The organism is Microbacterium sp. M1A1_1b (assembly GCF_053345565.1).
Genome location: NZ_JBKFAJ010000003.1, coordinates 263,483 through 288,472 on the forward strand (window position 1 = coordinate 263,483; position 24,990 = coordinate 288,472).

Sequence of the window (24,990 nt, forward strand, 5' to 3'; positions counted from 1 at the left end):
CGGGCGGGTGCCGGGCGACGCGGACGCAGACGCCGTTCGGGTCAGGCGCCGAGGCGCTCGATGAGCTCGCGGTAGCGCGCAGCCGTCCGCTCGACGATCTCGTCGGGCAGCACCGGCGGCGTGCCCTGCTTGTCCCAGTGGGCGCTGAGCCAGTCGCGCACGATCTGCTTGTCGAAGGAGTCCGTGCGGTTGCCGTCGTCGTACGAGCGGGCGTCCCAGTAGCGGCTGGAGTCGCTGGTCAGGACTTCGTCGCCGATGCGGATCTGTCCGGCGGCGTCGTGGCCGAACTCGAACTTGGTGTCCGCGATGATGACCCCGCGCTGCAGTGCGATGGCCGCCGCTTCGGAGTACACGTGCAGGGACAGTTCGCGCAGGGTCGCGGCGACGTCCGGCCCGACGAGTTCCTCGGTGCGCTCGTAGGAGATGTTCTCGTCGTGCTCGCCCTGGGGTGCCTTGTACGCCGGCGTGTAGATCGGCTCGGGCAGCCGGTCGCCGTTCGACAGGCCGGCCGGCAGCTCGACGCCGCAGACACTGCCCGACTGCTGGTACTCGAGCCACCCGCTGCCGACCAGGTACCCGCGGACGACGCACTCGACCGGGAACATCGTCAGCGGCATGACGTGCATGGAGCGTGCCGCGACGGACGACGGCACCGGCGTGCTGGTGGCCGACGGGCCGAGCAGGTGGTTCGGGACGTCACCGAGCTGGGTGAACCAGAACCGCGACAACCGCGTGAGCAGCTCGCCCTTGCCGGGGATGGGCGGTTCGAGTGCGAAGTCGTAGGCGCTGACGCGGTCCGACGCCACCAGCAGCAGTTCGGTCGCACCGGCCACGGTCGCCGCGTCTGCGGGGACGTAGAGCTCGCGGACCTTGCCGGACGACACGTGCCGCCAGCCGTCGACGTGCGGGGCGGTCATCGGGTGACCTTCGCCGCGATGTCGGTGCGGAACTGGCCACCCGGCAGCGTGATGTCGTGCAGGCCGGCGTACGCGCGCTCGCGGGCCTGGGTGAAGTCGGTGCCGGTGGCGACGACGCTGAGCACCCGGCCCCCGGTCGCGACGAGCTCGCCGTCGAGCACCCCGGTTGCAGCATGCAGCACCGAGACGCCCGGGCGGGCGTTCGCGGCATCGACACCGGTCAGGGTGCGGCCGGTCTTCGGGCTCTCCGGGTAGCCCTCGCTGGCCAGGACGACGGTGACCGCCACCTGGTCGCTGAACGCCGGCGCGGGCACGCCGCCGAGCTGTCCGGTGGCGGCTGCGAGCAGGAGCGTGCTGAGCGGCGTGGTGAGCCGGGGCAGGACGACCTGGGTCTCGGGGTCGCCGAAGCGGGCGTTGAACTCGATGACCCGCACGCCCTGCTCGGTGACGATGAGCCCGCAGTACAGCAGGCCGACGAACGGGGTGCCCTCGTGCTCGAGCCGGCGGATCGTGGGGAGTGCCACCAGGTCGGCGACCTCGGCCACGAACGCGGCTTCCGAGCCCCACCGGTCGGCGAGCCACGGCAGCGGTGAGTACGCACCCATGCCGCCCGTGTTCGGGCCGACGTCGCCGTCGCCCAGGCGCTTGTAGTCCTGGGCCGGGCTGAGTGCCGCGACGTCGTGTCCGTCGCTCAGGAAGAACAGGGAGACTTCTTCGCCGTCGAGGAACTCCTCGATCACGACCGGACCGTGCTGCAGCCAGTACGTGGCGTGGTCGATCGCGGCCTGGCGGTCCTCGGTCACGAGCACGCCCTTGCCCGCGGCCAGCCCGTCGGCCTTGACGACGTGGGGAGCACCGAGCTCGTCGATCGCGGCGACGGCTTCGTCGAGGGTGCCCGCGGAGACCGGACGGCCCGTCGGCACCCCCGCTTCGGCCATCACGCGCTTGGCGAAGGCCTTCGAGCCCTCGAGCGCCGCAGCGGCCTTGCTCGGCCCGAACACGGCGATGCCCCGGGTGCGGAGCGGGTCGGCGACACCGGCGATCAGCGGCGCTTCGGGCCCGACGACGACGAGCTCGATGTCGTTCTCGAGCGCGTACTCGGCGACGAGCGGGCCGTTGGTGGGGTCGAGTGACACGGTCTCGACGTCGGCCGCGATGCCGGCGTTGCCGGGCGCGACGGTGATGACGTGACCGGCCTGTTCGGCCAGGAGCGCCGTGGTGATGGCGTGCTCGCGGGCACCGGAACCGAGGACGAGGATTCGCACCCGATCACCCTACCGAGACGGAGCGCCCCGCCGCAGTGCACCGGCTAGCCTGTGGACATGCCGGGCAGGACGATCGACGACGCTGCGGGGTCGGCCGCGCTGCGGGCCGTGGTCGACGGAGCGACGGACCGCCCCTCGGTCGCGACGGCCGTGCGGTGGACGCTCCAGCGTCTGGCCGAGGACGTGCCGGGCAACAGCGTGGAGGTCCGGGTGCCGCCGTTCGCGGCGGTCCAGGCCGTCCCGGGGCCGCGACACACCCGCGGCACCCCGCCGAACGTGATCGAGACCGACGCCGCCACGTGGATCGCGCTGGCGACCGGAGCGATGCGCTGGGACGACCCGGCCGTGGCGACGAAGGTCAGCGCCTCGGGGTCGCGTGCCGACCTGGCGTCGTTCCTGCCGGTGCGCACGACACCCTGACGAGCGAACACGAGCTGATCCGAACACGAGCCGGCTCGACACGCCGGTGCGTACCCGCGGGGATCGAATTAGGTAGCACCTACCGATGTGCCGATCCGCGTCGCGGTCATAGCGTTGGTGTCACCGGGATTCGGACCCGACCCGAACGGGTCCGAACCCGGCAACAGGGGCAACGGTACGCGATGTTCTGCGTCCCGTGTCAAACCGTCCGGCGTGGCGTGCTGCAATGCGCAACGAATCCGCCGGATGTGGACGCCCCGCAGCCGCTCGACCGACAGGACAACGACGTCCCGCCGGCCGTCCGGTCCAGGCGTCAGGCGACGTGCAGCAGGTCCGCCAGCTCCGACCGCGCGTGCAGCTCCCACTTCTGGAACACCCGCGACAGGTGCGCGTCGATCGTCCGCACGGACAGTCCGAGCCGTTCGGCGATGAGCCGGTTCGACAGCCCCTGCGCCGCCAGCTCGGCGACCTCGTACTCGCGCCGCGTCAACGGCGGACGGGCCAGGTTGTCGGTGACGTAGAGCCCGCACCGTGCCAGGGCGCCGTACGAGGCGACGATCCGGGTGCGGTCGCCGGACTGGTTCGCGGCGACGTACTCCCGCACGGCGTGTGCGAGGGGGCCGTCCACGTGGCCCGCAGCGACACCGAGCGCGTCGAGTGTGGGCGCGAGGTCCTGTCCACGGACGAGCGCCGCGGCGTGCACGATCATCTGGCCGGACAACACCTCGGTCCACGACCCGGCGGCGGTCGACCGGGCGATGATGTCCTCTGCGTGCTCGAGGCCGAGCGGGTTGCCGAGCAGCACCTCGGCCCAGGCGACCGACGAGGCCATCTGTTCGCCCGTGATGCGCATCGCCCGCTGCGGGGTGGCGCGCCATCGTTCGATCGCGGCCGTCGCTGCTTCGGCGCGGCCGGCGGATGCCAGCGCCATCGCCAGTCGCGCCCAGGGGTAGGCGCCGAAACCGCCGGAGTCGGCGATCGCGTACCGCTCGCATGCCGCCGAGAACGCACTGACCGCGTCGTCCCACCGGCGCTGCCCGATCGCCAGGTTGCCGGCGCCGATCAGCTCGAGCGTGAAGTCGTACTTCAGGAAGGGGTTCGACCGCTTGACCGAGATCGACGTGATCATGTCGTCGAAGTCGCCGCGCCAGACCTGCACCTGGTGCATGACCGACAGCAGTTCGCCGACGCTCCAGGGTGCGTCTTCGACGTGCACGGTCGCGGTGGCGAGGCACGCCGTTCCGAGGGCCATTGCGTCGTCCAGGCGACCGGCGGTCGCCAGGGCCGTCACGGCACACGGCGCCAGGCACAGGAACCCCATCGGTACGGTCGGCGCGTGCACGATCCCGGACCGCTCGACCTCGTCGCGGACCTCGGTGAAGTGCCCGCCCCACCCCAGGTGTGCCAGGCCGAGCAGCCGCAGCCGTTCGACGGCGTCGGGGCTCGCGACGTAGTCGACGGCGGCGTCGGTCATCGCGACGGCTGCCATCGTGTCGTCGTCGTGGAACTGCCGGATGTTGGCGAGGGTCTCGCACGCGTCGATCACGACGGCGTCGGCGACCTCTCCTCGGCGCGACCGGACCAGGTCCCACGCAGCCTGCGCGTCAGCGCGCCCGGCTTCGCGTCCGATGCTGTACCCCCGGGCGAGCGACCGCAGGCACAGGGCGACGACGCGTTCGGTCGGGGTCAGGTCCACCCGCAGCGCTGCGGAACTCAGGGCGATCGCGCTCTCGAGCTCCTGCAGGCCGCTCGCGACCTGTGCCGCGTCGAGCAGCTGGGCGACCGGTGGCCGGACGCCGCACTCGAGTGCCCACAGCGCAGCACGCAGCCGGGCCGCCGGGGTCGCGCCCTCGTGGTGGTCCGCCCGGAAGGCGTTGGCACGGGCGAAGAGCGTCGTCCGGCGGGCGACGGGCACCAGGGAGCGCACGACCTCGCCGATCAGCGGGTGCGAGGGCCGGACGATCGGTGCGCCGTCCGCCAGGCTGTCGATGCGGACCAGGCCGAGTGCGACCACGTGGTCGACGTCCCCGCCACCGACCAGCCCGAGCAGGCGGGACAGCGGGATCGGGTCGGCCAGGGCCACGATGTCGACGACGTCGCGCAGGTCCCCCGGCAGCGACCCGAGCTCGGTGCGGTACATGTCGGCCAAGCTGTTCGACGCCGTGATCCGTCCGCGCCAGTACCACCCGGACGCGGTGTGCTCGAGCGCACCGGACGTCAGCGCCGCGCGCACGACCTCGCGCAGGTACAGCGGGTTGCCGTCGGTCGCGCGGTGGACCCGCTCGACTGAGGCCGACTCCAGGGGCGCGTCGAGCGCCTGCTCGATCAGTCGTGCGGTGTCCTGCAGGTCGAGGGGGCCCAGGTCGATCCGCTCGAGCAGGTCGTCCTGCCACAGTGACCGCAGCGGTTCGGCCAGCGCGGTGAAGTCGCGGCAGGTCAGCACCAGGCGTGCGTGCTGGTTCCGGACCAACCAGGCGACGTAGCGCGCGGAGATCGCGTCCAGGTGGTCGGCGTCGTCGATCCGGATCAGCAGGTCACGGTCGACCGCGTCAGCCGCTTCGCGCAGTCGTCGTTCGGACCCGGTCTCGTCGGACAGCACCTCGGCCGGCAGGTCGCCGAAGCGCTCGGAGATCGCGCCGAAGGGCATCGAGGTCCCCGTGGCGACCGCCGTGATCGGCACGAGCAGCGTGCGCCCGTCGGGGTCGCGCCCTGCGACCCGATCGGTCACGCGGGCGGCGGCGGTGCTCTTGCCGAGCCCCGGCGCACCCACGAGCGCCACGCTGGTGTGGTGTTCGGCCACGACCGCGACGGCGCGGTCCTCTTCCGCACGCTGCACGATCGGCCACGCGATGCGCGCCGGAACCCGACGACCGCGCGAGCCCAGCTCGTCCGTCCGTGTCATCCAGCGTCACCTCCCCCGGTGGGATACCGATCAGTACGGACCATCCTCTCCCGGAACCGGGTGCGGTGGCAGGCCACGGGACGTCCCACAGTGGGGGACAATGGGGGTGTGAGCAACACCGACCGACCTGACGACACCCCGGATCCGCGGCCCGCCGCCGGTTCGTCCTCGGACCGGGTGACCATCCGCCGTGCTCCCAAGTTCGGCGTGTTCATCATCGGCGGCGGCGTGGTCGGCTTCCTCGTGGTGGTCGTCGTCATCGCGCTCACCCTCAACATCGACCGGGGCGGGCAGACCGAGTCCGTCGGTTTCGGCGGCCTGGTCGGCTACTTCGGTCTGTGGGGCGTCGCGGTCGGCGGGTTCGTCGGCGCGCTCGTGGCGATCGTCCTCGACCGGGTGCTGGCCCGCCGCGCCGCCGACCTGACGGCCGAACGCGTCGCCGTCGAGACCCCGCCCGAGACGGTCGACGGCGAGGTCGAGGACCAGGGCGACCAGCGGCCGTAGCCGCCACCATCCACACACGGGAGGCCCGGTGCCAGCTGGCACCGGGCCTCCCGTCTGTCATGGGCTGCGTCTGCAGCCGCGGTCAGCTGAGCTGGTTGGCCTCGACCCAGGACAGGTACTCCGGGCTCACCGTGCCGGTGACGTACTCACCGGTGAAGCAGCTCATCTCGAGGTCGGTGACGTCGGAGCCCTCGATGATCGCGTCCTGCATGTCGCCGATCTCCTGGTAGATCAGGTGGTCGCTGCCGAGCACGCGGTTGATGTCCGGGATCTTCCGGTCGTGCGCGATGAGCTCGGCACGCGTCGGCATGTTGATGCCGTACACGTGCGGGTAGCGGACCGGCGGCGCGGCACTGGTGAACGTGACCTCGTTGGCGCCGGCTGCTCGGGCCATCTCGACGATCTCCTTGCTGGTCGTGCCGCGCACGATCGAGTCGTCGACGATCAGGATGTTCTTGCCCTTGAACTCGGACGACATCGCGTTGAGCTTCTGCCGGACCGAGCGCTTGCGCTCGGCCTGCCCCGGCATGATGAACGTGCGGCCGACGTAGCGGTTCTTGTAGAAGCCCTCGCGGTACTCGATGCCGAGCTTCTGCGCGACCTGCATGGCGGCGGGACGGCTGGAGTCCGGGATCGGCATCACGACGTCGATGTCGCCGGTCGGGGCGTACTGCGCGATCGTGTCCGCCAGCCGGTTGCCCAGGCGCAGGCGGGCGTCGTACACCGAGATGCCGTTCATGATCGAGTCGGGGCGGGCCAGGTAGACGTACTCGAACGAGCACGGCACCAGGCGCGGGTTCCGGGCGCACTGCCGGGTGTGCATCGTGCCGTCCATCTCGACGAACACGGCCTCGCCCGGGGCGACGTCGCGGACGATCTCGTAGCCGCCGGACTCGAGCACGAGCGACTCGGACGCGACGACCCACTCGGACTTCTCGGCCTCGTTGAACCGGTGCCCCAGGATGAGTGGCCGGATGCCGTACGGGTCGCGGAACGCCAGCAGGCCGTGCCCGGCGATCGTGGCGATGGCGGCGTACGAGCCCTCGACGCGCTCGTGCACGCGCTCGACGGCGTCGAACACCTGCCCGGGGTCGAGGTCCTTGCCCCGCACCTGGCCCTGCAGCTCGTGCGCCAGCACGTTCACCAACAGCTCGGTGTCCGAGCTGGTGTTGAGGTGCCGGCGGTCGATGTCGAAGAGCTCACGGGTGAGCTCACGCGTGTTCGTGAGGTTGCCGTTGTGCACCAGGACGATGCCGTAGGGCGCGTTCACGTAGAAGGGCTGTGCTTCTTCTTCGTTGCTGGCGGCGCCCTTGGTGGCGTACCGCACGTGCCCCAGGCCCATGGTGCCGAGCAGCGCACGCATGTCGCGGGTGCGGAACGCTTCGCGCACGTGCCCACGCGTCTTGTGCATGTGGTGGATGTGCCCCTCGACCGTGGCGATGCCCGTCGAGTCCTGTCCCCGGTGTTGCAACAGGAGCAGTGCGTCGTAGATGGATTGGTTTGCTGGCCCCTGGTTGACGAGGCCGACGATGCCGCACATGCGCGGAGTGCTCCAGACCGTAGGATCGGGTGGTACCGAACAAGTCTGCCATGCCCCGCGGAGGACGACGTATGCCCAACCCCTACGCCGAGGCCGGCGTCGACACCGCTGCCGGTGACCTGGCCGTCGAGCTCATGAAGTCCGCCGTCTCGGCGACCCACAACGCCTCGGTGCTGGGGGGTGTGGGCGGATTCGCGGGACTCTACGACGTCTCGTTCTTGAAGGACTTCTCACGACCGCTGCTCGCGACCTCGACCGACGGCGTCGGCACGAAGGTCGCCATCGCCCAGGCGATCGACAAGCACGACACCATCGGCCAAGACCTGGTGGGCATGGTCGTCGACGACATCGTCGTGGTCGGCGCGAAGCCGCTGTTCATGACGGACTACATCGCCTGCGGCCGGGTCGTGCCGAACCGCATCGCCGACATCGTCGCCGGGATCGCCCGTGGCTGCGCCGACACCGGCACGGCGCTGGTCGGCGGCGAGACGGCCGAGCACCCGGGGCTGCTCGGACCGGACGACTACGACGTGGCGGGTGCCGCGGTCGGTGCGGTTGAGGCGTCCGACGTCCTGGGCGCTCCGCTGGTTCTCGACGGGGATGTCGTCATCGCGATCGCTTCGTCGGGGTTGCACTCGAACGGGTACTCGCTCGTCCGGCACATCCTGTCCACGCGTGGGGTCTCTTACACCGACACGCTGCCCGAGTTCGGCTCCGGCACCGTCGGTGAAGCGCTGCTCGAACCGACGCGGCTGTACACGACGCCGCTGCTCGGGCTGCTGGCGGACCACCCCGGTGCGGTGCACTCGATGTCGCACGTGACCGGTGGTGGCATCGCGGCGAACCTGGCGCGCGTGCTGCCCGTCGGGTCGTGGGTCGAGGTCGACCGTGCAACGTGGGAGCCCCTGCCCGTGTTCCGCGTGCTCGCCGACATGGCGGGGACGCCGATCGAGGACACCGAGGGCACGTGGAACCTCGGCATCGGGATGTTCGCCGTCGTGGATGCCGGTGCTGCGTCGGCGGTCGTCGATGCGCTCGGTGCCGCGGGCATGGCGTCGTGGCCGGTCGGTGTCGTGTCGATGTCCGCACGCGAGCTCGACGGGTTCGAGCAGGGTGCGAAGGGCGTCGACGGGGGCGCGGTGCGGCTGACCGGGGCCTACGCGGGCTGAGGCTGGCGCGCGGGTGCGTGTGCGTGGGCGCGCGCGGGCACGCGCGGGTCACGTGCCGACTTGGAACGACATGCTCGATGTCGCACGACGTCCACGGTGTCGCTCGGGCGGCAGGCCGCCCGCGAGGCGACATGGTCGATGTCGTACGACGTCGGCGGTGTCGCGCGGGCGGCGTGCGCCCGCGATGCGCCGCGCGTGCGTGCCCCCGCGCACACGAGAACGCCGCGCTGCCCGAGGGCGCGCGGCGTCATCCAGCCCAGGTCAGGCGGACTTGTTCTGGTCCTGCTGGGGCTCGAACTCGTCGTCTTCGTCGAGCTGCTCGGGACCGTACTGGTCCGCCCAGCGGTCGGTGTAGTCCTCGTCCGAGTGCTGCCCGGAAGCGAGCTCGCGTTCGAGTGCACCGTAGTTCGTCTCCGGGCTGAAGTACTTCAGCTCCCGAGCGACCTTGGTGTGCTTTGCCTTCTGACGGCCGCGCCCCATGCGTGACCCCCTCGTGTGTCGGCTCGTGTCCGGTCGTACGGGGGACGAGTCATCACCCGGGAATCCGAACGGTTCGTGGTTGCAAATCTGCCGATCACTCTACCATGTACCCCTGTCCGGACCCGCCGCACGCCGAGCCCGATCGCGACCGGTGGTCCGGCAGAATCGGACGTGATGACCGACCCCACGTCCGGACTCGTCCCCGTCGACCAGCACGCGCGCGTGGTCGTCATCGGCGCGGGGCAGGCCGGGCTGTCCGTGGCCTACCACCTGCGCCGCCTGGGACTCGAGCCCGGGTCCGACCTGGTGGTCCTGGACCGGGCGCCGGGGGCGGGAGGCGCGTGGCAGTTCCGGTGGGAGGCGCTGCGGCTCGGCTGGGCCCACCGCGTCCACGACCTGCCCGGCATGCCGGAGATGGGGCTGCGGTTCGAGGACGCGGACCGCGGTCGACCGGCGCGCGACGTCGTCGGCGAGTACTACCGCCGCTACGAGGAACACCACGAGTTCCGGGTCCGCCGACCCGTCGCGGTGACGGCGGTCACGCGCGTCGAGGGTGGTCTGCAGGTGTCGGTGCGGTCCGCCGACGGCCACCAGCAGCAGATCGTCGCCGAGGCCGTGGTGAACGCCTCGGGCACCTGGGGAACACCGTTCGTGCCGTGGTTCCCCGGCCGTGACACCTTCACGGGTCGGCAGGTCGACACCACGGAGTACCGGGCGGCGAGCGAGTTCGCCGGGCAGGACGTGGTCGTGGTGGGCGGTGGCACGAGCGCGATCGGGTTCCTGCTCGAACTCGACGGCGTCGCCCGGTCGACGCGGTGGTTCACCCGGCGGCCGATGGTGTGGAGCGACGGTTCGGCGCTCGACGTGGAGTCCGCCGTCGCCGCGGTGGCGGAGCAGGACCAGGCCGCCCGTGCCGGCGAGGTGCTGCCGAGCATCGTCAGCGGAACCGGAGTGCCGGTGTCGCGCCGCATCCAGCAGGGCCTGGACCACGGCGTGCTGCACGACGAGCCGATGTTCGCGGCGGTGGAGCCCGACGGGGTGCTCTCCCGTGACGGCGAGCACGTGCACGCGGACGCGATCATCTGGGCCACGGGCTTCCGGGCCGACCTGCGGCACCTCGCACCGCTGCACCTGCGGACCGAGCACGGCGGCGTGGCCGTCGTCGACGGGCAGAGCGTGGACGAGCCGCGGTTGTTCCTGGCGGGCTACGGTCCCCAGGCCTCGACGATCGGGGCCAACCGCGCCGGACGCCGCACGGCACGGCAGGTGATGGCGGTCCTGGCCAGCGACTGACCTCGAACGGTGCACGGGGCAGGCGGCGTGGTGCGAGGTTGTTGGCTCGGTGCGAGGTTGTTGCCTCGCACCGAGCGGCGAACCGCGCACCACGGGCGAACCGCGCACGGTGCGCCGTGCGGGGTCGGCGGCGCTACGCGGCCAGGGGCTCCTCGGCACCACGTCGGCGGCGGGACGCACGGAGCACCAGGGCGTCGAGCGACAGCCGCCCGGGGCCGGTCAGCGCGACGGCGAGCGCACCCGCGCCCAGCACGAGCACGTACTCGAACCCGCCGTCCTGCGAGAAGAACCCGGCCGAGCCGTGGGCCAGCACGCCCGCGACGACCATGTCGACCGCCAGCAGCAGCCCCACGATCCGGGTGGCGACGCCGAGCACCAGGAACACGCCCCCGACCAGTTCGAGTGCGGCCACGACGGGCGCTGCCACTTCGGCGAAGGGGACGCCCATGCCGGCGAAGCCGTTCGCGACGCCCGGGATGCCCTGGGCGAACTTCTGCGCGCCGTGGGCGATGAAGACCACGCCGAGAGCGACGCGGAGCACGGTCAGGCCGATCGATGTCGATGTCGTTCGCATGGCCTCGACCGTACGAGGTGACGCGTCATCGATCCGGGTCGTTGACCGCTCTGCCCGGGGATCGCCAGCCGATGTCCAGCCTGCGGTCCCCGAAAGCGTGGACCGCAGGCCCGGACCGAACGACCGTCAGGACGTGGCGCCGATCGTGCCGGAGGTGTCCGACCCGTCCGGGGTGCCGCGTCCGGTCTCGTGCTGCAGGCGGTCGATGTGCTCCGACGCCTCGGCCTTGGTCAGGTCGGCGGGGAGTTCCTCGCCGGCCTCGCGCGCCAGGGTGTCGAGGTAGCTGCGCTGCGGGCCGGTCATGGGCTCGTCGCCGGTGACCCACTGCTCGGGGTCCTTGCTGGCCGTCGTGGAGGGGTCGGGACGGGCGCCGCCGAGGGTCTCGCCCGAGTGGTCCTCGTCGGCGTCGTGGGCAGGAGTGGGAGTTGCGTCGGTCATGGCACGGACGCTACGCCGCCCCCACTGACACCCGGAGCGGCCCCGGGGGACACGCACGCGGACGGGACACGCACGCCGACGGGACACCAGCGCCGACGGGACACCAGCGCCGACGGACACGTCCGCTCAGACCGGCACGGCCGTGTACCGCACCAGGTCCGGCCCGACCTCGTTCGCCGCGATCGGCACCGACCGCTCACCCTGCCGGATCCACATCGTGTTCGCGGGCTCGTCGATCCGCTCGACCGGGTGCAGTGACCCGTCGAGCAGCACCGCCGCCCGCACCTGCACCCGACCCGAGGGCTCCCGTGGCGGCAGCCCTGGCACGTCGTCCGCGTACGCCGGGTACTCGCCGGGCGCCAGCAGCGGGCTGATCGGTGTCGTCACGATCTCGGTGCCGACGGCCCCGGACGCGGTCGGCACGTCGGCGCGCACGGTGACCAACCGGACCACCTGGTCCTTCGGCAGCGGGACGTCGACGACGCCGGAACCGGCCAGTGCGCGGAACGCGGGCCGACCGTCGGGGCCGAGGTGGGCCTCCTGGCCGTCGATCCGGACGCGACCGCGTCCCCGGGTGTCGGCGTAGGTGCCGGGGGACAGGTCGGAGCGGCGCGCCTCGATGGCCGGGACGACGACCCGGTCGGGTCGGTACCAGTCGCGCAGGGTGGCCGGGTCGACCCAGCCGATGCTCGCGACGCCCCTGGTCAGGGACGCGTCGTCGTCGACGGCGCGTTCGTCGACCGCGCCGAGCGGGTGCGACCCGACGACCGCGACCAGGCCCTCGTGGTCGTCGTCGCGGTCCTCGAGCACCTCGACGCGTTGCGACACCTTGCCACCGTGGCCGTCGAACGTCGCGTAGGTGCGCAGGTCGGGAGCGTCGGTCATGGCATCAGATCGTAGGCCTGGAGGGCCGGGTCACTCCGCAGACGTCGGCGACCGGACGGCAGACGCCGGCACCAGGGCCGTCACCTCGCCCGTGCACTCGGCCGGGTCCACACCCTCGGCCGGACCGGCCGGTCGGGTCGCGCGACGGGACGGCTGCGCGCCCGGGTGCTGTGCGTCCGCCCGGTGGGGGTCGGTGTGCCCGGGCAGGACGAGGAGCGCCTGTGCCTGCAGGCTGTTGCGCTGGTCGGACCGGGCCAGGCGGTCGTCGTCCTCGTTGCGGAACACGCCGTTCGGCGCGCGGCGGAGCGACGGCCGGACGGGTTCGCCGCGGCGGTCCTGTCCGGGCAGGGGACGCGAACGACGGCCGTACAGCAGTTCGGACGAGTCGAGCAGCCACGGCACCAGTGCGACCGTGACACCGTGCACGAGCAGCAGGCGCTTGCGGATCCGGCGGCCGCGGTGATTGTGGAGCAGGCCCTCCCACCAGTGTCCGACGACGAAGACGGGCGTGTAGACGGTGACGACCTCGGAGCCGTGCTCGAGCCGGTGCGCCTTGATGTACCGGATCAGCGGCGTCGAGATGTCGCGGTAGGGGCTCGGCACGATGGTGAGCGGGACCTCGATCCCGTGCTCCGCCCACTGCTGCTGCAGCAGGGCGGCCTCGGCGTCGTCGATGGCGACGTGCACGGCCTCGAGTCCGGCGTGCTCGGCCGCGATGGCGTAGTCGAGGGCCTTGAGCACGGGCTTCTGCAGCTTGTTCACCAGGACGATCGCGTGGTCGCCGGTCGCGCCGAACTCGGTCTCGACGTCGACCTCGATCTCGTGCTTGACGTCGCGGTAGTAGCGGTTCACGCCGAGCATCAGCACGAACAGCACGGGCATGATGACGAACACCAGCCAGGCGCCGTGCGTGAACTTCGTGATCGTGACGATGACCAGGACGACGAAGGTGAACGTCGCACCCGTGGCGTTGATCGCCCGCGAGCGCATCACCTGCCCGCGGTTGACGGGCTCGGTCGCGGTGCCCTCGCGGTCCTCGCGCAACAGCCGGGTCCAGTGCCGCACCATGCCGGTCTGCCCGAGCGTGAACGACACGAACACACCGATGATGTACAGCTGGATCAGGCTCGTGACGTTGGCCCGGTAGACCACCAACAGCGCGGCGGCGACCAGCGCGAGGACGATGACGCCGTTGCTGTAGATCAGGCGGTCGCCGCGGGTCGACAGGGCCTTGGGGGCGTACGAGTCGCGCGCCAGGATCGAGCCGAGCAGCGGGAAGCCGTTGAACGCCGTGTTGGCCGCCAGCAGCAGGACGGCGGCGGTGGTGGCCTGGATGACGAAGAACAGCACGGTGTTGTTGCCGAACGTCGCGGCGGCGATCTGCGCGATCAGCGAGCGCTGCGGGGTCGTCGTGCAGTTCGCGAAGCCCTGCAGGTCGCAGGCGCTCTCGGCGTAGTGCACGCGGGACACCAGCGCCAGCGTGATCAGGCCGACGAACAGCACGATCGCGATGCCGCCCATCGCCACCAGCGTCGCTTGCGCGTTCTTCACCTTCGGGCGGCGGAAGGCCTGCACGCCGTTCGCGATCGCCTCGACCCCCGTCAGCGCCGAACAGCCCGAGGCGAAGGCGCGCAGGAGCAGCAGGATGAAGGCCGCCTGCGTGGTGTGCTCGACGTTCTGCACCGTGTACGCGGCGGACTCGGCGACGGGGGCGTTGCCGGCCAGCACGCGGATCAACCCGGTGACGACCATGACGAACACGCTCGCGACGAACAGGTAGGTCGGCACGGCGAAGGCCTTGCTCGACTCGCGCACACCCCGCAGGTTCGCGGCGGCGAGCAGCACGACGAAGACCAGTGCGAGCTCGACGCGGAACTCGTTCAGCACGGGCAGCGCGGAGATGATGTTGTCCACGCCCGAGGCCACCGACACGGCGACCGTCATCACGTAGTCGACGAGCAACGCGCTCGCCACGACCAGGCCCGCCTTCTCGCCCAGGTTGCGGTGCGCGACCTCGTAGTCGCCGCCGCCGGAGGGGTACGCCTTGATGAGCTGGCGGTAGGACGCGACGACGACGAGCAGCAGCAGCACGACCAGTGCGGCGACCCACGGGGCGAAGGTCAGGAACGCCATCCCGCCCAGCAGCAGGATCATCAGGAGCTCCTGCGGCGCGTACGCCACGCTGGACAGCGGGTCGCTCGCGAAGATCGGCAGTGCCAGGTGCTTCGGGAGGAGCTGTCCTTCGAGCTTCTCAGAGGGCAGGGGCTCCCCGATCAGTCGCGACTTCAGCGACCGGATCTCGTTCGTCACGAGCGGCAAACCTACTCACTTCCGGACGGGAGTCAACACGAGCGGCCCGCGCGGTGTTCCCACATCGGCGAACTCGGCCGGCCAGACCCCTTGTGGTTGACGCTGCGTCAACGTCTACCGTCGTGGACATGAGCGGTTCGACAGACATCCCGACGCCCGCTGCGAAGGCGCCGCACAGCATCGCCGACGTGGCCCGGTCCGCCGGGGTGTCCAGCCGGACGCTCCGGCACTACGACGCGATCGGGCTGCTGCCCGTGACCGCGGTCGGCGACGGCGGGCTCCGCCGCTACGACGACCGCGCGCTCGTGCGGCTGCAGCGCATCCTGCTGCTGCGCGGGCTCGGGCTCGGCCTGCCCGCGATCCGGCGCGTGCTGGACGGCGAACAGGACGACGTCGTCGCGCTCACCGCACACGTCGCGTGGCTCGAACGGGAACGCGACCGCATCGCACGGCAGCTCGCCGCGGTGCGCACCACCATCACGAAACTGCAGGCAGGACAAGACATGACCACGAACGACACCTTCGACGGGTTCGACCAGACGCGGTTCCGCGCCGAGGTCGAGGAGCGCTGGGGCGCGGACGCCTGGCAGCGTGGTGCCACCTGGTGGGACGCGAAGGACCCCGCCGCCAAGCAGGCGTTCCAGGACGAACAGCGGGCGATCGCTGCCGACGCTGCCGCACTGGCGGCCTCGGGCGACGCGTCGTCGTCCCCGCGGGCGCTCGCGCTGGCCCGGCGGCAGTTCGCGTGGCTGGCCCAGGCGACTCCGCCAGCCGAGCTGACCGCCGACCGGTTCCGCACGCTGGGCGACATGTACGTCGCCGACGAGCGGTTCACCCACGCCTACGAGTGGGCGGGGCCCGGCGCGGCCCGAGCGCTCCGCGACGCGATGCACGCGCTGGCGGACGCGGGGCTCTGAGGCGCGGGCGGGGCGGCCGCGGCAGGGCGCCGGCTGCGGTTCTCACCCCCTCACCGACATCGCGCCCCGTGGAGACGGGGCGCGATGTCGTTGCGGGGGTGCGAACCGGACGGGAGGCCCGGGTCGTCGCCGGCACGCCGGTGCGGGTCAGAGCGACTTGCGCAGTGCCTCGAGCCCGTCACGCAGGCGCGTGACACTGTCCGGCGAGAGCGTGCCGCGGGTCGCACGACGCCGCAGGTCGGCGCGGACCTGCTGCCGGAACGACGACAGCGCCATCTCGAGCTCCCGCAGTGCGCGGGCGCTCTCGGACGGCACCGAGGTCGGTTCCTCGGTGTTGGCGCTCTGGGCCGAGGCGGCGAGGTCCGCACGCAGGGACCGCATCGCGTCGCCGACCGAGGCACGGACACCGTCGGCGAGCGAGCGCACCGAGTCGTTCACGCCCTGTTCGAGCGAGTCGATCTCGTCCTTGCGGGCGTCGAGTTCGGCGCGGCCGGCCTCGGTGATCGCGTAGACGGTCTTGCGGCCGTCGGCGGTCTTGCTGACCAGGCCGTCCTCTTCCAGCTTCGCCAGACGCGGGTACACCGTGCCGGCGCTCGGGACGTAGGTGCCGCCGAAGCGCTCGCCGAGGGCCTGGATGACCTCGTACCCGTGCATGGGGTGGTCGGCGAGCAGTGTCAGCAGGTACAGGCGCAGGTGGCCGTGCGCGAAGACCGGACTCATTCGGGTGCCTCGCTCTCGTCGACGACGGGCGCGGTCGGAGCGGCAGGCGCGGTCGGCGCGACGGGCGCGGTGGGGTCCGTCGGGCCGGCAGGGGCGCTCGGCGCGGTGGCGGTCGGCGCGGCGGGGGCACTCGGCGGCGCGTGCAGCACCGCGATGTCGCCGGAGACGGAGTTCACGCGCAGGTCGAGCCACTGGCCGGACAGCTCGCCGCCCTGCTTGACGTACGAGCCGCGCACGCCCTTGATCTCGGCGTCGTCGAACTGCAGCTTGCCGCTGGCCGTGCTGACGGTGCAGCGGTAGGGGATGCCGTCTTCGAGCCGGACGCTCACGCCGCCGGACACGGTGTTGACCTTGGCGGAGTCGGGGGTGCCGCGCAGGTCGAGCACGACGTCGGCGGACACCCCGTCGGCCGAGAACCGCGGGATCTCACCCGTCGCGACGACGTCACCGGACACGGTGTGCACGGTCAGGGCGCCGTCGAGGTCGCGCATCGTGGTGGTGCCCGAGACCGCGTTGACGGTGATGTCGCCGGCCACGCCGTCGACGACCACGTCGCCGGAGACGGTGTTGAGCGTCGCGCCGCGGTTGGTCCCCGACAGCAGCGCGCCGGCGGACACGACCCCGAGCGTCACGCCCGCGTCGCGGGGGACCAGGATGCTGACGTCGGCGTGGGCCTTGCCACGGAACGACTTCAGGAAGCCGATCGGGTCGTCCCAGCGGATCTGGGGGTGGTCGACGGTCAGGGTGTCACCGTCGAGCTCGACCTTGAGCGGCTTGCCGGACACGCTGTGGACCTCGATGCGCGCGGTGGGTTCGTCGTGTGCGACGACGTCGACCTGCCCGCCGACCAGGCCGACCCGGACCGACCGGACGATGCCCGTGTCGATGACCTTGGGCTCTTCGACGAGCCATTTCTCCTGTGCCATGCTGTCTCCTCGAACTCGCGATGTATCGCGTCTGGTGTGGACACGATACATCGCGAGTCGGGATGGTGCAACGACTTCCGTCACTGCTTGTCGAGCGCGGCCTGTGCTTTCTGTTCGGCGGCCTTGAGGGCGTCCTCCGGGCTGGTCTTCAGCAGCATCGCGGACTGCAGCTGCGTGGACAGTGCCGCGCTGACCTCGCCGTACGCGGTGATGGACGGACGGGCCTTGGCGTACTCGAGCTCGTCGGCGAAGGCCGTCAGGCGCGGGTTGTCCTCGAGGTACTTCTTCCACGTCGCGTTGTCCGACGTCTTCTTGTTCGCGGGCAGCAGGCCGGTGTTGATGTCCCACTTCGCCTCGGTGTCGGGGCTCAGCCACCACTGCATGAACTTCCACGACGCGTCCTGCTTGGCCTTCGTCGACTTCAGCAGGTACGAGTTGTTCGTGCCGAGGTTCATCGCCGGCTTGTCGATGCCGGGGAGTGCGAAGACGCCGACGTTGTCCTTCTTGAGCGTGCTGTCGATGGTCGACAGGTCGTACGCGCCGGTGATGGCCATGGCGGCCTTCTTGCTCGTCAGTGCCGGCACAGCGCCGTTCGTCGAGGTCGTCATGAGCGACTGTGGGTACGCGGATCCGTCCTTCAGCATGTCGGTCCACGCCGTCAGCGCCTTGACGCCCGCGTCACTGTTGAACTCGACCTTGGTGTTGTCGTCGTTCAAGAAGTCACCACCGGCGCTCCACAGCATCGACTGCCACGTGAAGACCGGCCACTCACCGGTGCCGATCGGCAGGTAGGCGCCGTACTGCGTGGTGCCCTTCGTGAGCTTCTTCGCGTCCGCGGCCAGCTCGGCCCACGTGGTCGGGGTGTCGGTGATGCCGGCGTCCTTGAACATCTGCTTGTTGTAGACGACCGCGTAGTCACCGATGTCCGTGGGGAGCGTGTACTGCTTGCCGTTGAACGCGCCTGTCGACAGCATGCCCTCGGTGAAGTTGTCCTTCGTGATACTGCCGCTCGACAGGTAGTCCTCCAGTGGCAGGACCTTGCCGGTCTCGATGACCTGGCCGGTCTGCTGGGGCGTGCTGTCACCGAGCACCAGGTCCGGGCCGGTGTCGTTCTTCAGTGCGTTGATGAGCTTGGCGTCGAACTGGTCGGACGAGGCCGCGTACTGGGGCTGGACCTCGATCGTGTCCTGCGAGGCGTTGTACTCGTCGATGAGCTTCTTCACCTCGGTGGCCTGGGGGCCGGTGTAGTTGTGCCACAGCGTGATCGTCGTCTTGCCGCCGCTGGAGCCGGAGTTGCCGGTGACGGACCCGCCGGAACAGCCGGACAGGGCCAGTGCGGCTCCGACGGCGAGAGCCGCGATGCCGAGCAGTCGCTTGCGCATGAGATGTCCTTTCTCGGACGTCTTGGGGGAGAGGAGCGGAAGGAGAACGGAAGGAGGTGCGGGGTTCGTCAGCGCAGGCCGCCAGCCATGGCCGACACGATCTGCTTCTGGAAGATGATGAAGACGACGAACACCGGCAGGATCGCGAGCGTCGACCCGGCCATCAGCAGGTTGAAGCTCTGACTCGCGTTCGCCGACTGCAGCTGCGTCAGACCGACCGACACCGTGAAGAACTCGGTCTTGGACGCGACCAGGAACTGGAAGAAGAAGTTGTTCCAGTTGTAGACGAACGACAGCACCGCGAACGAGCCGATCATCGGGGTGGCCATCGGTGTCACGACGGACCACATCCGCCGCCACACCCCGGCACCGTCCACCCGGCTGGCGTCCTCGATCTCGCTCGGGAACGAGGTGAAGAACTGCCGGAACAGGAAGGTCCCGAGGATCGAGGGGATGTTCGGCACGATCAGGCCCTGGTAGCTGTTCAGCCAGTGCAGCGACGACAGCAGCGTGATGAGCGGGGTGAAGACGACCTCGAACGGCACCAGCAGCGCGGCCAGCAGCACGAGGAAGACGATGTTCTTGCCGGGGAACTTCAGCCGCGAGAACGCGAACCCGGCCGCCAGGCTCGTGACGATCTGCCCCGCGGTGGTGGCGATCGCGACGACGGTGGAGTTGAAGTAGTACAGCCCGAACGGCGCGACGGTGAAGATGTCGGAGTAGTTCGACAGCTGCCAGTGCCGCGGGAAGAACGACGGCGGGAACGCCAGCGCCTCTTCCGACGACTTGAAGCTCGTCAGCACCATCCACAGGAACGGGCCGAAGAACAGCACGACCGCGACGATCAGGATGACGTGGCGCAGGACCGCAGGCGAGTGCTTGCGGAACAGCACGCCGGCGGGCCGGCTACGGCGGGGACGGGAGGCTCGGTGCGCGTCCGCCAGGGGCGCGCCGGAGAGTGCTTCGGTCACTAGCGGTCCTAGTTCAGCTCGACGGGGTCGCGGCGGTTGATGATCCGCAGCTGGATGATCGCGATGATGATGCCCACCAGGAGCAGGATGACGGCGGCGGCGCTGGCCGAGCCCCCGTGGAAGAACACGAAGCCCTGGTTGTAGATGTAGTACAGGATCGTCTCGCTCGAGTTGATCGGGCCGCCCTGCGTCAGGACGTACACCTGCGTGAAGACCTGCAGCGCGCCGATGACCCCCGTCACGGCCAGGAACCCCGTGGTCGGTGCCACCAGGGGCAGCGAGATGCGGAAGAAGCGGCGGATCGGGCCGGCACCGTCGAGGGTTGCCGCCTCCATGTAGGACGCGGGGATGTTCGACATGGCGGCCGAGTAGATGATCATCGTGTAGCCGACGCCCTGCCAGATCGAGAACACGATCACCGAGATCAGCGCCCACGGCTCACTCGTCAGGAACCCGATCGGCGGGATGCCGAGCGCGGTGACGACGCCGTTCACGACGCCGCCGAGCGGAGAGAGCAGGAAGCTGAAGATGAGCGCGCTGCCCACGATGGGGGCGATGTACGGCACGAAGAGCAGTGCCCGGTAGATCCCGCGTCCGCGGAACGGCTGGGCGAGCAGCGCCGCGAAGAACAGCCCGAGCGCCATCGTGACGGGCACCACCACGACCACGTAGAGCGCCGTGTTGCCCGCGGCCTGCAGGAACTCGCCGTCCTGGAACAGTCCGGTGAAGTTCGACAGCCCGACGAAGCCGTTCGTCTGGCCCGAGGCCGGGTCCCAGTTGGTGAACGAGTAGAACACCGTCTGGGCCAGTGGGTACAGGTAGAACAGTGCGAGCAGCACCGTGGTCGGGGCGATCAGGGCGTACCCCGCCCGACCCTCGCGGCGTTCCATCGCGCTCGCGTCGGCGGTCGATGAACGCCGACGGCGGATGGTCACCCTGGTTGGGTCGTCGACCGCACTCGTCATGCGGGCCTCCTTACGGTTCTTCGTTGAACGCTAGGAATCGGCTGTTTCGAGCACATTACCGTTCGATGACCAAAAGTAAACAGTCGAAAGTGGGCAGACTTTGTTCGGCAATCGACAACAAGGTCGATACAGTGTCGGCATGACCGAGCGCCACTACCAGGACATGGGGCGGAGTCCCGGATCCGCCGGGGACGTGCTGCGCCTGATCCGTTCCGCCGACACCGTCTCGCGCTCGAGCATCGCCCGCAGCACCGGACTGGCACCCTCCACCGCGTCGGCGCGGGTCGACGCCCTGACCGCCCTGGGGCTGGTCCGCGAGACCGGCTCCGAGGGGTCGCGCGGGGGTCGTCGTGCGCGGCGGCTCGAGCTCGCCGCCGACGCCGGGTTCGTCGCCGCGGCCGACCTCGGCGCCAACCACGTCCGCATCGTCCTGAGCGACCTGGCGGGCACGGTGCTTGCCGACACCGAGGCGCTCGCGCACGGCACGGCCACCGTCCCGGTCGCCAGCGGCCCCCGGGCGTCGGTCGCCGCGCTCTGGCAGCGCTTCGTCGAGCTCGCCGCGGACAACGACCTCGACATGGCCCGGTTCCGCGGCGCCGCGATCAGCGTCCCCGCGCCGGTGTCCTACCCCGGCGGCAGCATCGCGACCCCGAGCTTCGAACCGTCCTGGCACGGCGCCGTCCTGCCCGAGCTGTTCGCCGAGTACACCGACGTCGCGGTGCTGGTCGAGAACGACGCCAACCTGATCGCCGTCGCCGAACGGCCGGTCGACGGGGACGACGCCACCCTGGTCGCCGTGAAGGTGGGGACGCGCATCGGCGCCGGGGTCCTGCTCGACGGCCGCCTGCACCGCGGTGTCGGGGGAGCGGCCGGTGAGATCAGCCACACGCCCGTCGACGGCCAGGCAGCGATCGGGTGCACCTGCGGGGTGCCGAACTGCCTGGAGTCCGTCGCGAGCGGCGGGGCGATCGTGGCCCGGCTGCGGGCCGCCGGCCGCGACGTGTCCGGCACCCACGGCCTCCTGGCCCTGGCCGCCCAGGGCGACACGGCGGTCCTCGACGAGCTGCGCCGGGCGGGCGAGCACATCGGCCGCGTGCTCGCGGGCATCGTGAACTTCTGCAACCCGAGCGACGTCGTGCTCGCGGGCGCGATGTCGGCCTCCGGCGTCCTCGTCGCCACGATCCGTGGCGAGCTGTACCGGTCGTGCCTGCCGATGATCGCGGACGACCTCGACGTCCGTGCCAGCGCGTCGCCCCGCGACGCCGGGATCCGCGGGGCCACCCTGCTGGCGATCGACGAGGTCCTGGCGCCCACCCGCATCGACGAACTCGTCCGCACCGCGTCGGAGCAGTCCGCATGAGCACCGCGCTGCCCGGTGCCGTCGTCGCGGTCGACGTCGGCGGCACCACCGTGAAGGGCCAGGTCCGCATCGGCGACGTGGTGCTCGACCGGGTGGTCGTCCCGACCTCCGGCGGCGTCGAGCCCGTCCCGGCGGGGCCCGGTGGTGCCGCGCTCGCCGCCGTGCGCTCCGTCATCGACCGGCTCGTCACGAGCGCCCGGGCAGCGGGTCACCCGCTCGTGGCCATCGGGCTCTGCACCCCCGGCGTGGTCGACTCCGAGGCGGGCCGGGTCGTCGTCGCCGTGAACCTCGGCTGGCAGGACCTGCCGATCGTCGACCTGCTGCGCGAGCGCTACGGCGTGCCGGTGGCCGTCGCGCACGACGCCCGGGCGGCGGCGACCGCGGAGATCGCCGCACGCGCCGCAGCCGGTCGCGACGTCGACGAGATGGTCTTCATCCCGATCGGCACGGGCGTGTCCGCCAGCCTGGTCGTCGACGGCCGGCTGGTCGTCGGCGCAGCGGGCGGTGCCGGCGAGGTCGGACACGTGTGCGTGCGACCGGGTGGCGAACCCTGCACCTGTGGTCAGCGTGGCTGCGTCGAGGCCTACGCGTCCGCGCGCAACCTCCGTCGGCGCTACCGCGAGGCCGGTGGCACCCTCGACGGCGGTGCACCCGAGATCATCGACGCGATCGACACCGATCCCGTCGCGGCCGCCGTGTGGGCCGACGCCGTGGACGCCCTGGGCGCCGGGGTCGCGATCCTGGCAGCCGTGCTCGACCCGGCCGTGGTCGTCATCGGCGGCGGACTCGGCGAGGCGGGGGAACGCCTGCTCGTCCCGCTCCGCGCCGCCGTCGACGCCCGACTCGGCTGGCGACCAGCCCCGCGGATCGAGCAGTCGCTCGTCGGCGCCGGTGCCGGACTCGCCGGTGCCGCGGTGCTGGCGAGCGCCGCCGCTGCGACGTCGACACCGAGCCCCGCCCCCATCCGTTCCACCGACCCCGTCACCGTCGACCACCCCAGGAGGACACCATGACCGCACCGCGACCGCAGATCGGCCTCGTCGGGGCGGGGGTGATCGCCCAGGCCCACCTGCCGAACCTGCTCCGGTTGGGCGACGTCCTGGTGTACTCCGAGGTCGGCGCCCCCGAGCTCGTGGCGACGTTCGGCGGCCAGGTCGTCGACTCGCTCGACGAACTCCTGGAGCGCGTCGACGTGGTCGACGTCGTCGTCCCCACCTACGCCCACGCCGAGGTCGTCCGTGCCGCACTGGCCGCGGGCAAGGACGTCATCAGCGAGAAGCCCCTCGCCCGATCGGACGAGGACGCCGACGACCTGGTCCGCCGTGCGCACCAGGCCGGTCGCCAGCTCTACCCGGCCCACGTCGTGCGGTACTTCCCCGAGTACGTCCGGCTCAAGCACGCGGTCGACGCCGGGCAGTTGGGTGACCTCGCGGTGCTCCGCTTCGTCCGGTCGGGTGCCTTCCCGACCCGGTCGGCCTGGTTCGCCGACCCGGAGCTGTCGGGCGGCATCATCATGGACCAGATGATCCACGACCTGGACATCGCCCGGTGGATCGCCGGCGAGGTCGTCCGGGTCAGCGCCGTGCACGTCCGGAAGGGCGACGTCGAACACCCCGTCGAGGCAGCGCACGTGCTGCTCACCCACGCGTCCGGCGCGATCAGCCACGTCGCGGGCGTCTGGGGACCGGACCACCTGCCCTTCGTCACCGAGTACTCGGTCACGGGCACGCTCGGCAGCCTGTCGCACGACTCGCGCGCCGAACGGAACTACGTCGCCGAGCTGGTGGACGCCGAGGGCATCGGCGGGGACATGCCCGAGGTCGACCCGGCCGAGGACCCGTACTTCCTCGAGATCCGCGAGTACCTCGGCGCGTTCCAGGGTGGTGCGACCCCGCGGGTGTCTGCCGAGGACGGCGCCACCGCGGTGCACATCGTCAACGCGGCGCTCCGCTCGGTCGCCACCGGTCAGCCCGTCGACCTGCCCCGGGCGGGGGTGCACGCATGAGCACGCTCCGCATCGGCGTGATGTCCTTCGCGCACACGCACGCCATCGGCTACCTGGCCGCCCTGGCCGCGATGCCCGACGTCGAGGTCGTCGGCACCGACCCCGACGGCGTCTCGACCGGCACCGAGCTCGTCGACCTGCGCGGCCGCGCGCTCGCCGACGCCCTCGGCGTCGCCTACGTCGACTCGTACGAACAGCTGCTGGAGCAGGGCGTCGATGCTGTCGTGGTCACGAGCGAGAACGCCCGCCACCGGCCCCTGGTCGAGATGGCCGCGGCCGCCGGCGCGCACGTGCTGTGCGAGAAGCCGCTCGCGACGACGTGGGAGGACGGGCTCGCGATGCGCGCCGCCGCAGAAGCCGCGGGCGTCATGCTCATGGTCGCCTTCCCGGTCCGGTTCGCCAGCACCTTCGCCCGGCTCACGGCGGCCAAGCGCGCGGGCAGCCTGGGCGAGGTGTTCGCGGTGCGCGGTGCCAACAACGGCATGCTGCCGCTCACCCGGTCGTGGTTCACCGAACCCGAGCTGTCGGGTGGCGGCGCGCTCGTGGACCACGTCGTGCACATCGCCGACCTGCTCGACGAACTGCTCGACGGCACGCCGGCCGTGTCCGTCACCGCGGTCACGAACCGCACGCTGCACGCCGCGCGGGCGAAGGCCGAGACCGCAGGCCTGGTCACGATCACCTACGCGGACGGCACCGTCGCGGCGATCGACTGCTCGTGGAGCCGCCCGGACACGTCGCCGACCTGGGGCGGACTGGCGATCACGGTCGTCGGGACCGGGGGATCGGTCGACATCGACTTCTTCGGGCCGAGCGCCCGCGGGCTCGAGTCCGCCACGGGGCGCTCGGTCGTGCTGCCGTACGGACCGGACTTCGACGCGGCCATGCTCGACACCTTCGTCGCCGCGGTCCGTCGTGGCGAGCAGCCCCAGCCCGACGCCGCCGTGGGACTCCGGACGCTGGCGGTCGTCCTGGCAGCGCAGGAGTCGGCGGCGACCGGCACGACCGTGGCGGTCCGGTCGGTCTGACCCGACCACCGGACGGACG

At 71.2% G+C, this 24,990-nt stretch carries 23 protein-coding genes; 9 read left to right on the forward strand and 14 right to left on the reverse strand.

What is annotated here, in order from left to right:
• Positions 1-41 precede the first annotated feature (41 nt).
• Positions 42-917: a phosphoribosylaminoimidazolesuccinocarboxamide synthase gene (locus ACLBWP_RS09820; RefSeq protein WP_447655027.1), complete on the reverse strand. Its 876-nt coding sequence runs from the start codon at positions 915-917 to the stop codon at positions 42-44.
• On the reverse strand, positions 914-2,182 hold the full coding sequence (purD, locus tag ACLBWP_RS09825) for a phosphoribosylamine--glycine ligase (RefSeq protein WP_447655028.1): 1,269 nt from the start codon (positions 2,180-2,182) through the stop codon (positions 914-916). The genes ACLBWP_RS09820 and purD overlap by 4 nt, the downstream gene beginning before the upstream one ends.
• A gap of 57 nt (positions 2,183-2,239) precedes the next feature.
• On the opposite strand from purD, the gene ACLBWP_RS09830 reads away from it, so the two are divergent.
• Complete coding sequence (locus tag ACLBWP_RS09830; RefSeq protein WP_243563211.1) at positions 2,240-2,602, forward strand: sterol carrier family protein; 363 nt, start codon at positions 2,240-2,242, stop codon at positions 2,600-2,602.
• Between the two features lie 313 nt (positions 2,603-2,915).
• Here the strand turns inward: ACLBWP_RS09830 and ACLBWP_RS09835 are convergent, their stop codons facing one another.
• Positions 2,916-5,504, reverse strand: coding sequence for a LuxR C-terminal-related transcriptional regulator (locus ACLBWP_RS09835; RefSeq protein WP_447655029.1), 2,589 nt, complete (start codon positions 5,502-5,504; stop codon positions 2,916-2,918).
• A 108-nt stretch (positions 5,505-5,612) separates the two neighbouring features.
• On the opposite strand from ACLBWP_RS09835, the gene ACLBWP_RS09840 reads away from it, so the two are divergent.
• Positions 5,613-6,008: a hypothetical protein gene (locus ACLBWP_RS09840; RefSeq protein WP_447655030.1), complete on the forward strand. Its 396-nt coding sequence runs from the start codon at positions 5,613-5,615 to the stop codon at positions 6,006-6,008.
• A gap of 82 nt (positions 6,009-6,090) precedes the next feature.
• On the opposite strand, the gene purF is transcribed toward ACLBWP_RS09840, so the two are convergent.
• Entirely contained in the window at positions 6,091-7,548 is a 1,458-nt protein-coding gene (purF, locus tag ACLBWP_RS09845) for an amidophosphoribosyltransferase (protein WP_447655031.1), read from the reverse strand.
• A gap of 71 nt (positions 7,549-7,619) precedes the next feature.
• Here purF and purM point away from each other — a divergent pair, with 71 nt between their 5' ends.
• Complete coding sequence (gene purM, locus ACLBWP_RS09850) at positions 7,620-8,717, forward strand: phosphoribosylformylglycinamidine cyclo-ligase (RefSeq protein ID WP_243564068.1); 1,098 nt, start codon at positions 7,620-7,622, stop codon at positions 8,715-8,717.
• A 261-nt stretch (positions 8,718-8,978) separates the two neighbouring features.
• Here purM and ACLBWP_RS09855 read toward each other — a convergent pair whose 3' ends face one another.
• Positions 8,979-9,197: a DUF3073 domain-containing protein gene (locus tag ACLBWP_RS09855; protein WP_243564069.1), complete on the reverse strand. Its 219-nt coding sequence runs from the start codon at positions 9,195-9,197 to the stop codon at positions 8,979-8,981.
• A gap of 174 nt (positions 9,198-9,371) precedes the next feature.
• Between ACLBWP_RS09855 and ACLBWP_RS09860 the strand changes: the two genes are divergently transcribed.
• A complete protein-coding gene (locus ACLBWP_RS09860) occupies positions 9,372-10,490 on the forward strand; it encodes an FAD-dependent oxidoreductase (RefSeq protein WP_447655032.1) in 1,119 nt (372 codons plus the stop codon).
• 133 nt (positions 10,491-10,623) lie between these two features.
• Here ACLBWP_RS09860 and ACLBWP_RS09865 read toward each other — a convergent pair whose 3' ends face one another.
• The 4 genes from ACLBWP_RS09865 to ACLBWP_RS09880 form a co-directional block, all read right to left on the reverse strand.
• On the reverse strand, positions 10,624-11,064 hold the full coding sequence (locus ACLBWP_RS09865; RefSeq protein ID WP_447655033.1) for a DoxX family protein: 441 nt from the start codon (positions 11,062-11,064) through the stop codon (positions 10,624-10,626).
• Between the two features lie 126 nt (positions 11,065-11,190).
• Positions 11,191-11,502 carry a DUF3072 domain-containing protein gene (locus ACLBWP_RS09870; protein ID WP_243564072.1) on the reverse strand — a complete coding sequence of 104 codons (312 nt, stop codon included), beginning with the start codon at positions 11,500-11,502 and terminating at the stop codon, positions 11,191-11,193.
• 126 nt (positions 11,503-11,628) lie between these two features.
• Positions 11,629-12,387, reverse strand: a complete 759-nt coding sequence (locus ACLBWP_RS09875; protein ID WP_447655034.1) for a hypothetical protein — start codon at positions 12,385-12,387, stop codon at positions 11,629-11,631.
• 30 nt (positions 12,388-12,417) lie between these two features.
• Positions 12,418-14,706, reverse strand: coding sequence for an APC family permease (locus tag ACLBWP_RS09880; protein ID WP_447655035.1), 2,289 nt, complete (start codon positions 14,704-14,706; stop codon positions 12,418-12,420).
• A 119-nt stretch (positions 14,707-14,825) separates the two neighbouring features.
• Between ACLBWP_RS09880 and ACLBWP_RS09885 the strand changes: the two genes are divergently transcribed.
• The gene (locus tag ACLBWP_RS09885) at positions 14,826-15,614 is read left to right on the forward strand and encodes a MerR family transcriptional regulator (RefSeq protein ID WP_447655036.1); all 789 of its coding nucleotides are present in this window, start codon (positions 14,826-14,828) and stop codon (positions 15,612-15,614) included.
• A 147-nt stretch (positions 15,615-15,761) separates the two neighbouring features.
• Here the strand turns inward: ACLBWP_RS09885 and ACLBWP_RS09890 are convergent, their stop codons facing one another.
• From ACLBWP_RS09890 to ACLBWP_RS09910, 5 genes are all read right to left on the reverse strand, one after another.
• Positions 15,762-16,334, reverse strand: coding sequence for a PadR family transcriptional regulator (locus ACLBWP_RS09890; RefSeq protein WP_447655037.1), 573 nt, complete (start codon positions 16,332-16,334; stop codon positions 15,762-15,764).
• Complete coding sequence (locus ACLBWP_RS09895) at positions 16,331-17,260, reverse strand: DUF4097 family beta strand repeat-containing protein (protein ID WP_243564077.1); 930 nt, start codon at positions 17,258-17,260, stop codon at positions 16,331-16,333. Before ACLBWP_RS09895 ends, ACLBWP_RS09890 begins: the two co-directional genes overlap by 4 nt.
• Before the next feature lie 80 nt (positions 17,261-17,340).
• Entirely contained in the window at positions 17,341-18,642 is a 1,302-nt protein-coding gene (locus tag ACLBWP_RS09900; protein ID WP_243564078.1) for an ABC transporter substrate-binding protein, read from the reverse strand.
• 68 nt (positions 18,643-18,710) lie between these two features.
• Positions 18,711-19,613: a carbohydrate ABC transporter permease gene (locus ACLBWP_RS09905; RefSeq protein WP_447655038.1), complete on the reverse strand. Its 903-nt coding sequence runs from the start codon at positions 19,611-19,613 to the stop codon at positions 18,711-18,713.
• A gap of 8 nt (positions 19,614-19,621) precedes the next feature.
• Positions 19,622-20,578, reverse strand: coding sequence for a carbohydrate ABC transporter permease (locus ACLBWP_RS09910; protein ID WP_243564080.1), 957 nt, complete (start codon positions 20,576-20,578; stop codon positions 19,622-19,624).
• Positions 20,579-20,717: 139 nt separating this feature from the next.
• Between ACLBWP_RS09910 and ACLBWP_RS09915 the strand changes: the two genes are divergently transcribed.
• The 4 genes from ACLBWP_RS09915 to ACLBWP_RS09930 are packed head-to-tail and all read left to right on the forward strand — an operon-like array spanning position 20,718 to position 24,971.
• The gene (locus tag ACLBWP_RS09915; protein ID WP_447655039.1) at positions 20,718-21,938 is read left to right on the forward strand and encodes an ROK family protein; all 1,221 of its coding nucleotides are present in this window, start codon (positions 20,718-20,720) and stop codon (positions 21,936-21,938) included.
• Positions 21,935-22,951 (forward strand): ROK family protein, encoded by a 1,017-nt coding sequence (locus tag ACLBWP_RS09920; RefSeq protein ID WP_447655040.1) that lies wholly within the window; start codon positions 21,935-21,937, stop codon positions 22,949-22,951. The genes ACLBWP_RS09915 and ACLBWP_RS09920 overlap by 4 nt, the downstream gene beginning before the upstream one ends.
• Positions 22,948-23,943 (forward strand): Gfo/Idh/MocA family protein, encoded by a 996-nt coding sequence (locus ACLBWP_RS09925; RefSeq protein WP_447655041.1) that lies wholly within the window; start codon positions 22,948-22,950, stop codon positions 23,941-23,943. Before ACLBWP_RS09920 ends, ACLBWP_RS09925 begins: the two co-directional genes overlap by 4 nt.
• Positions 23,940-24,971: a Gfo/Idh/MocA family protein gene (locus ACLBWP_RS09930; RefSeq protein ID WP_447655042.1), complete on the forward strand. Its 1,032-nt coding sequence runs from the start codon at positions 23,940-23,942 to the stop codon at positions 24,969-24,971. The genes ACLBWP_RS09925 and ACLBWP_RS09930 overlap by 4 nt, the downstream gene beginning before the upstream one ends.
• The last annotated feature ends 19 nt before the right edge of the window (positions 24,972-24,990 follow it).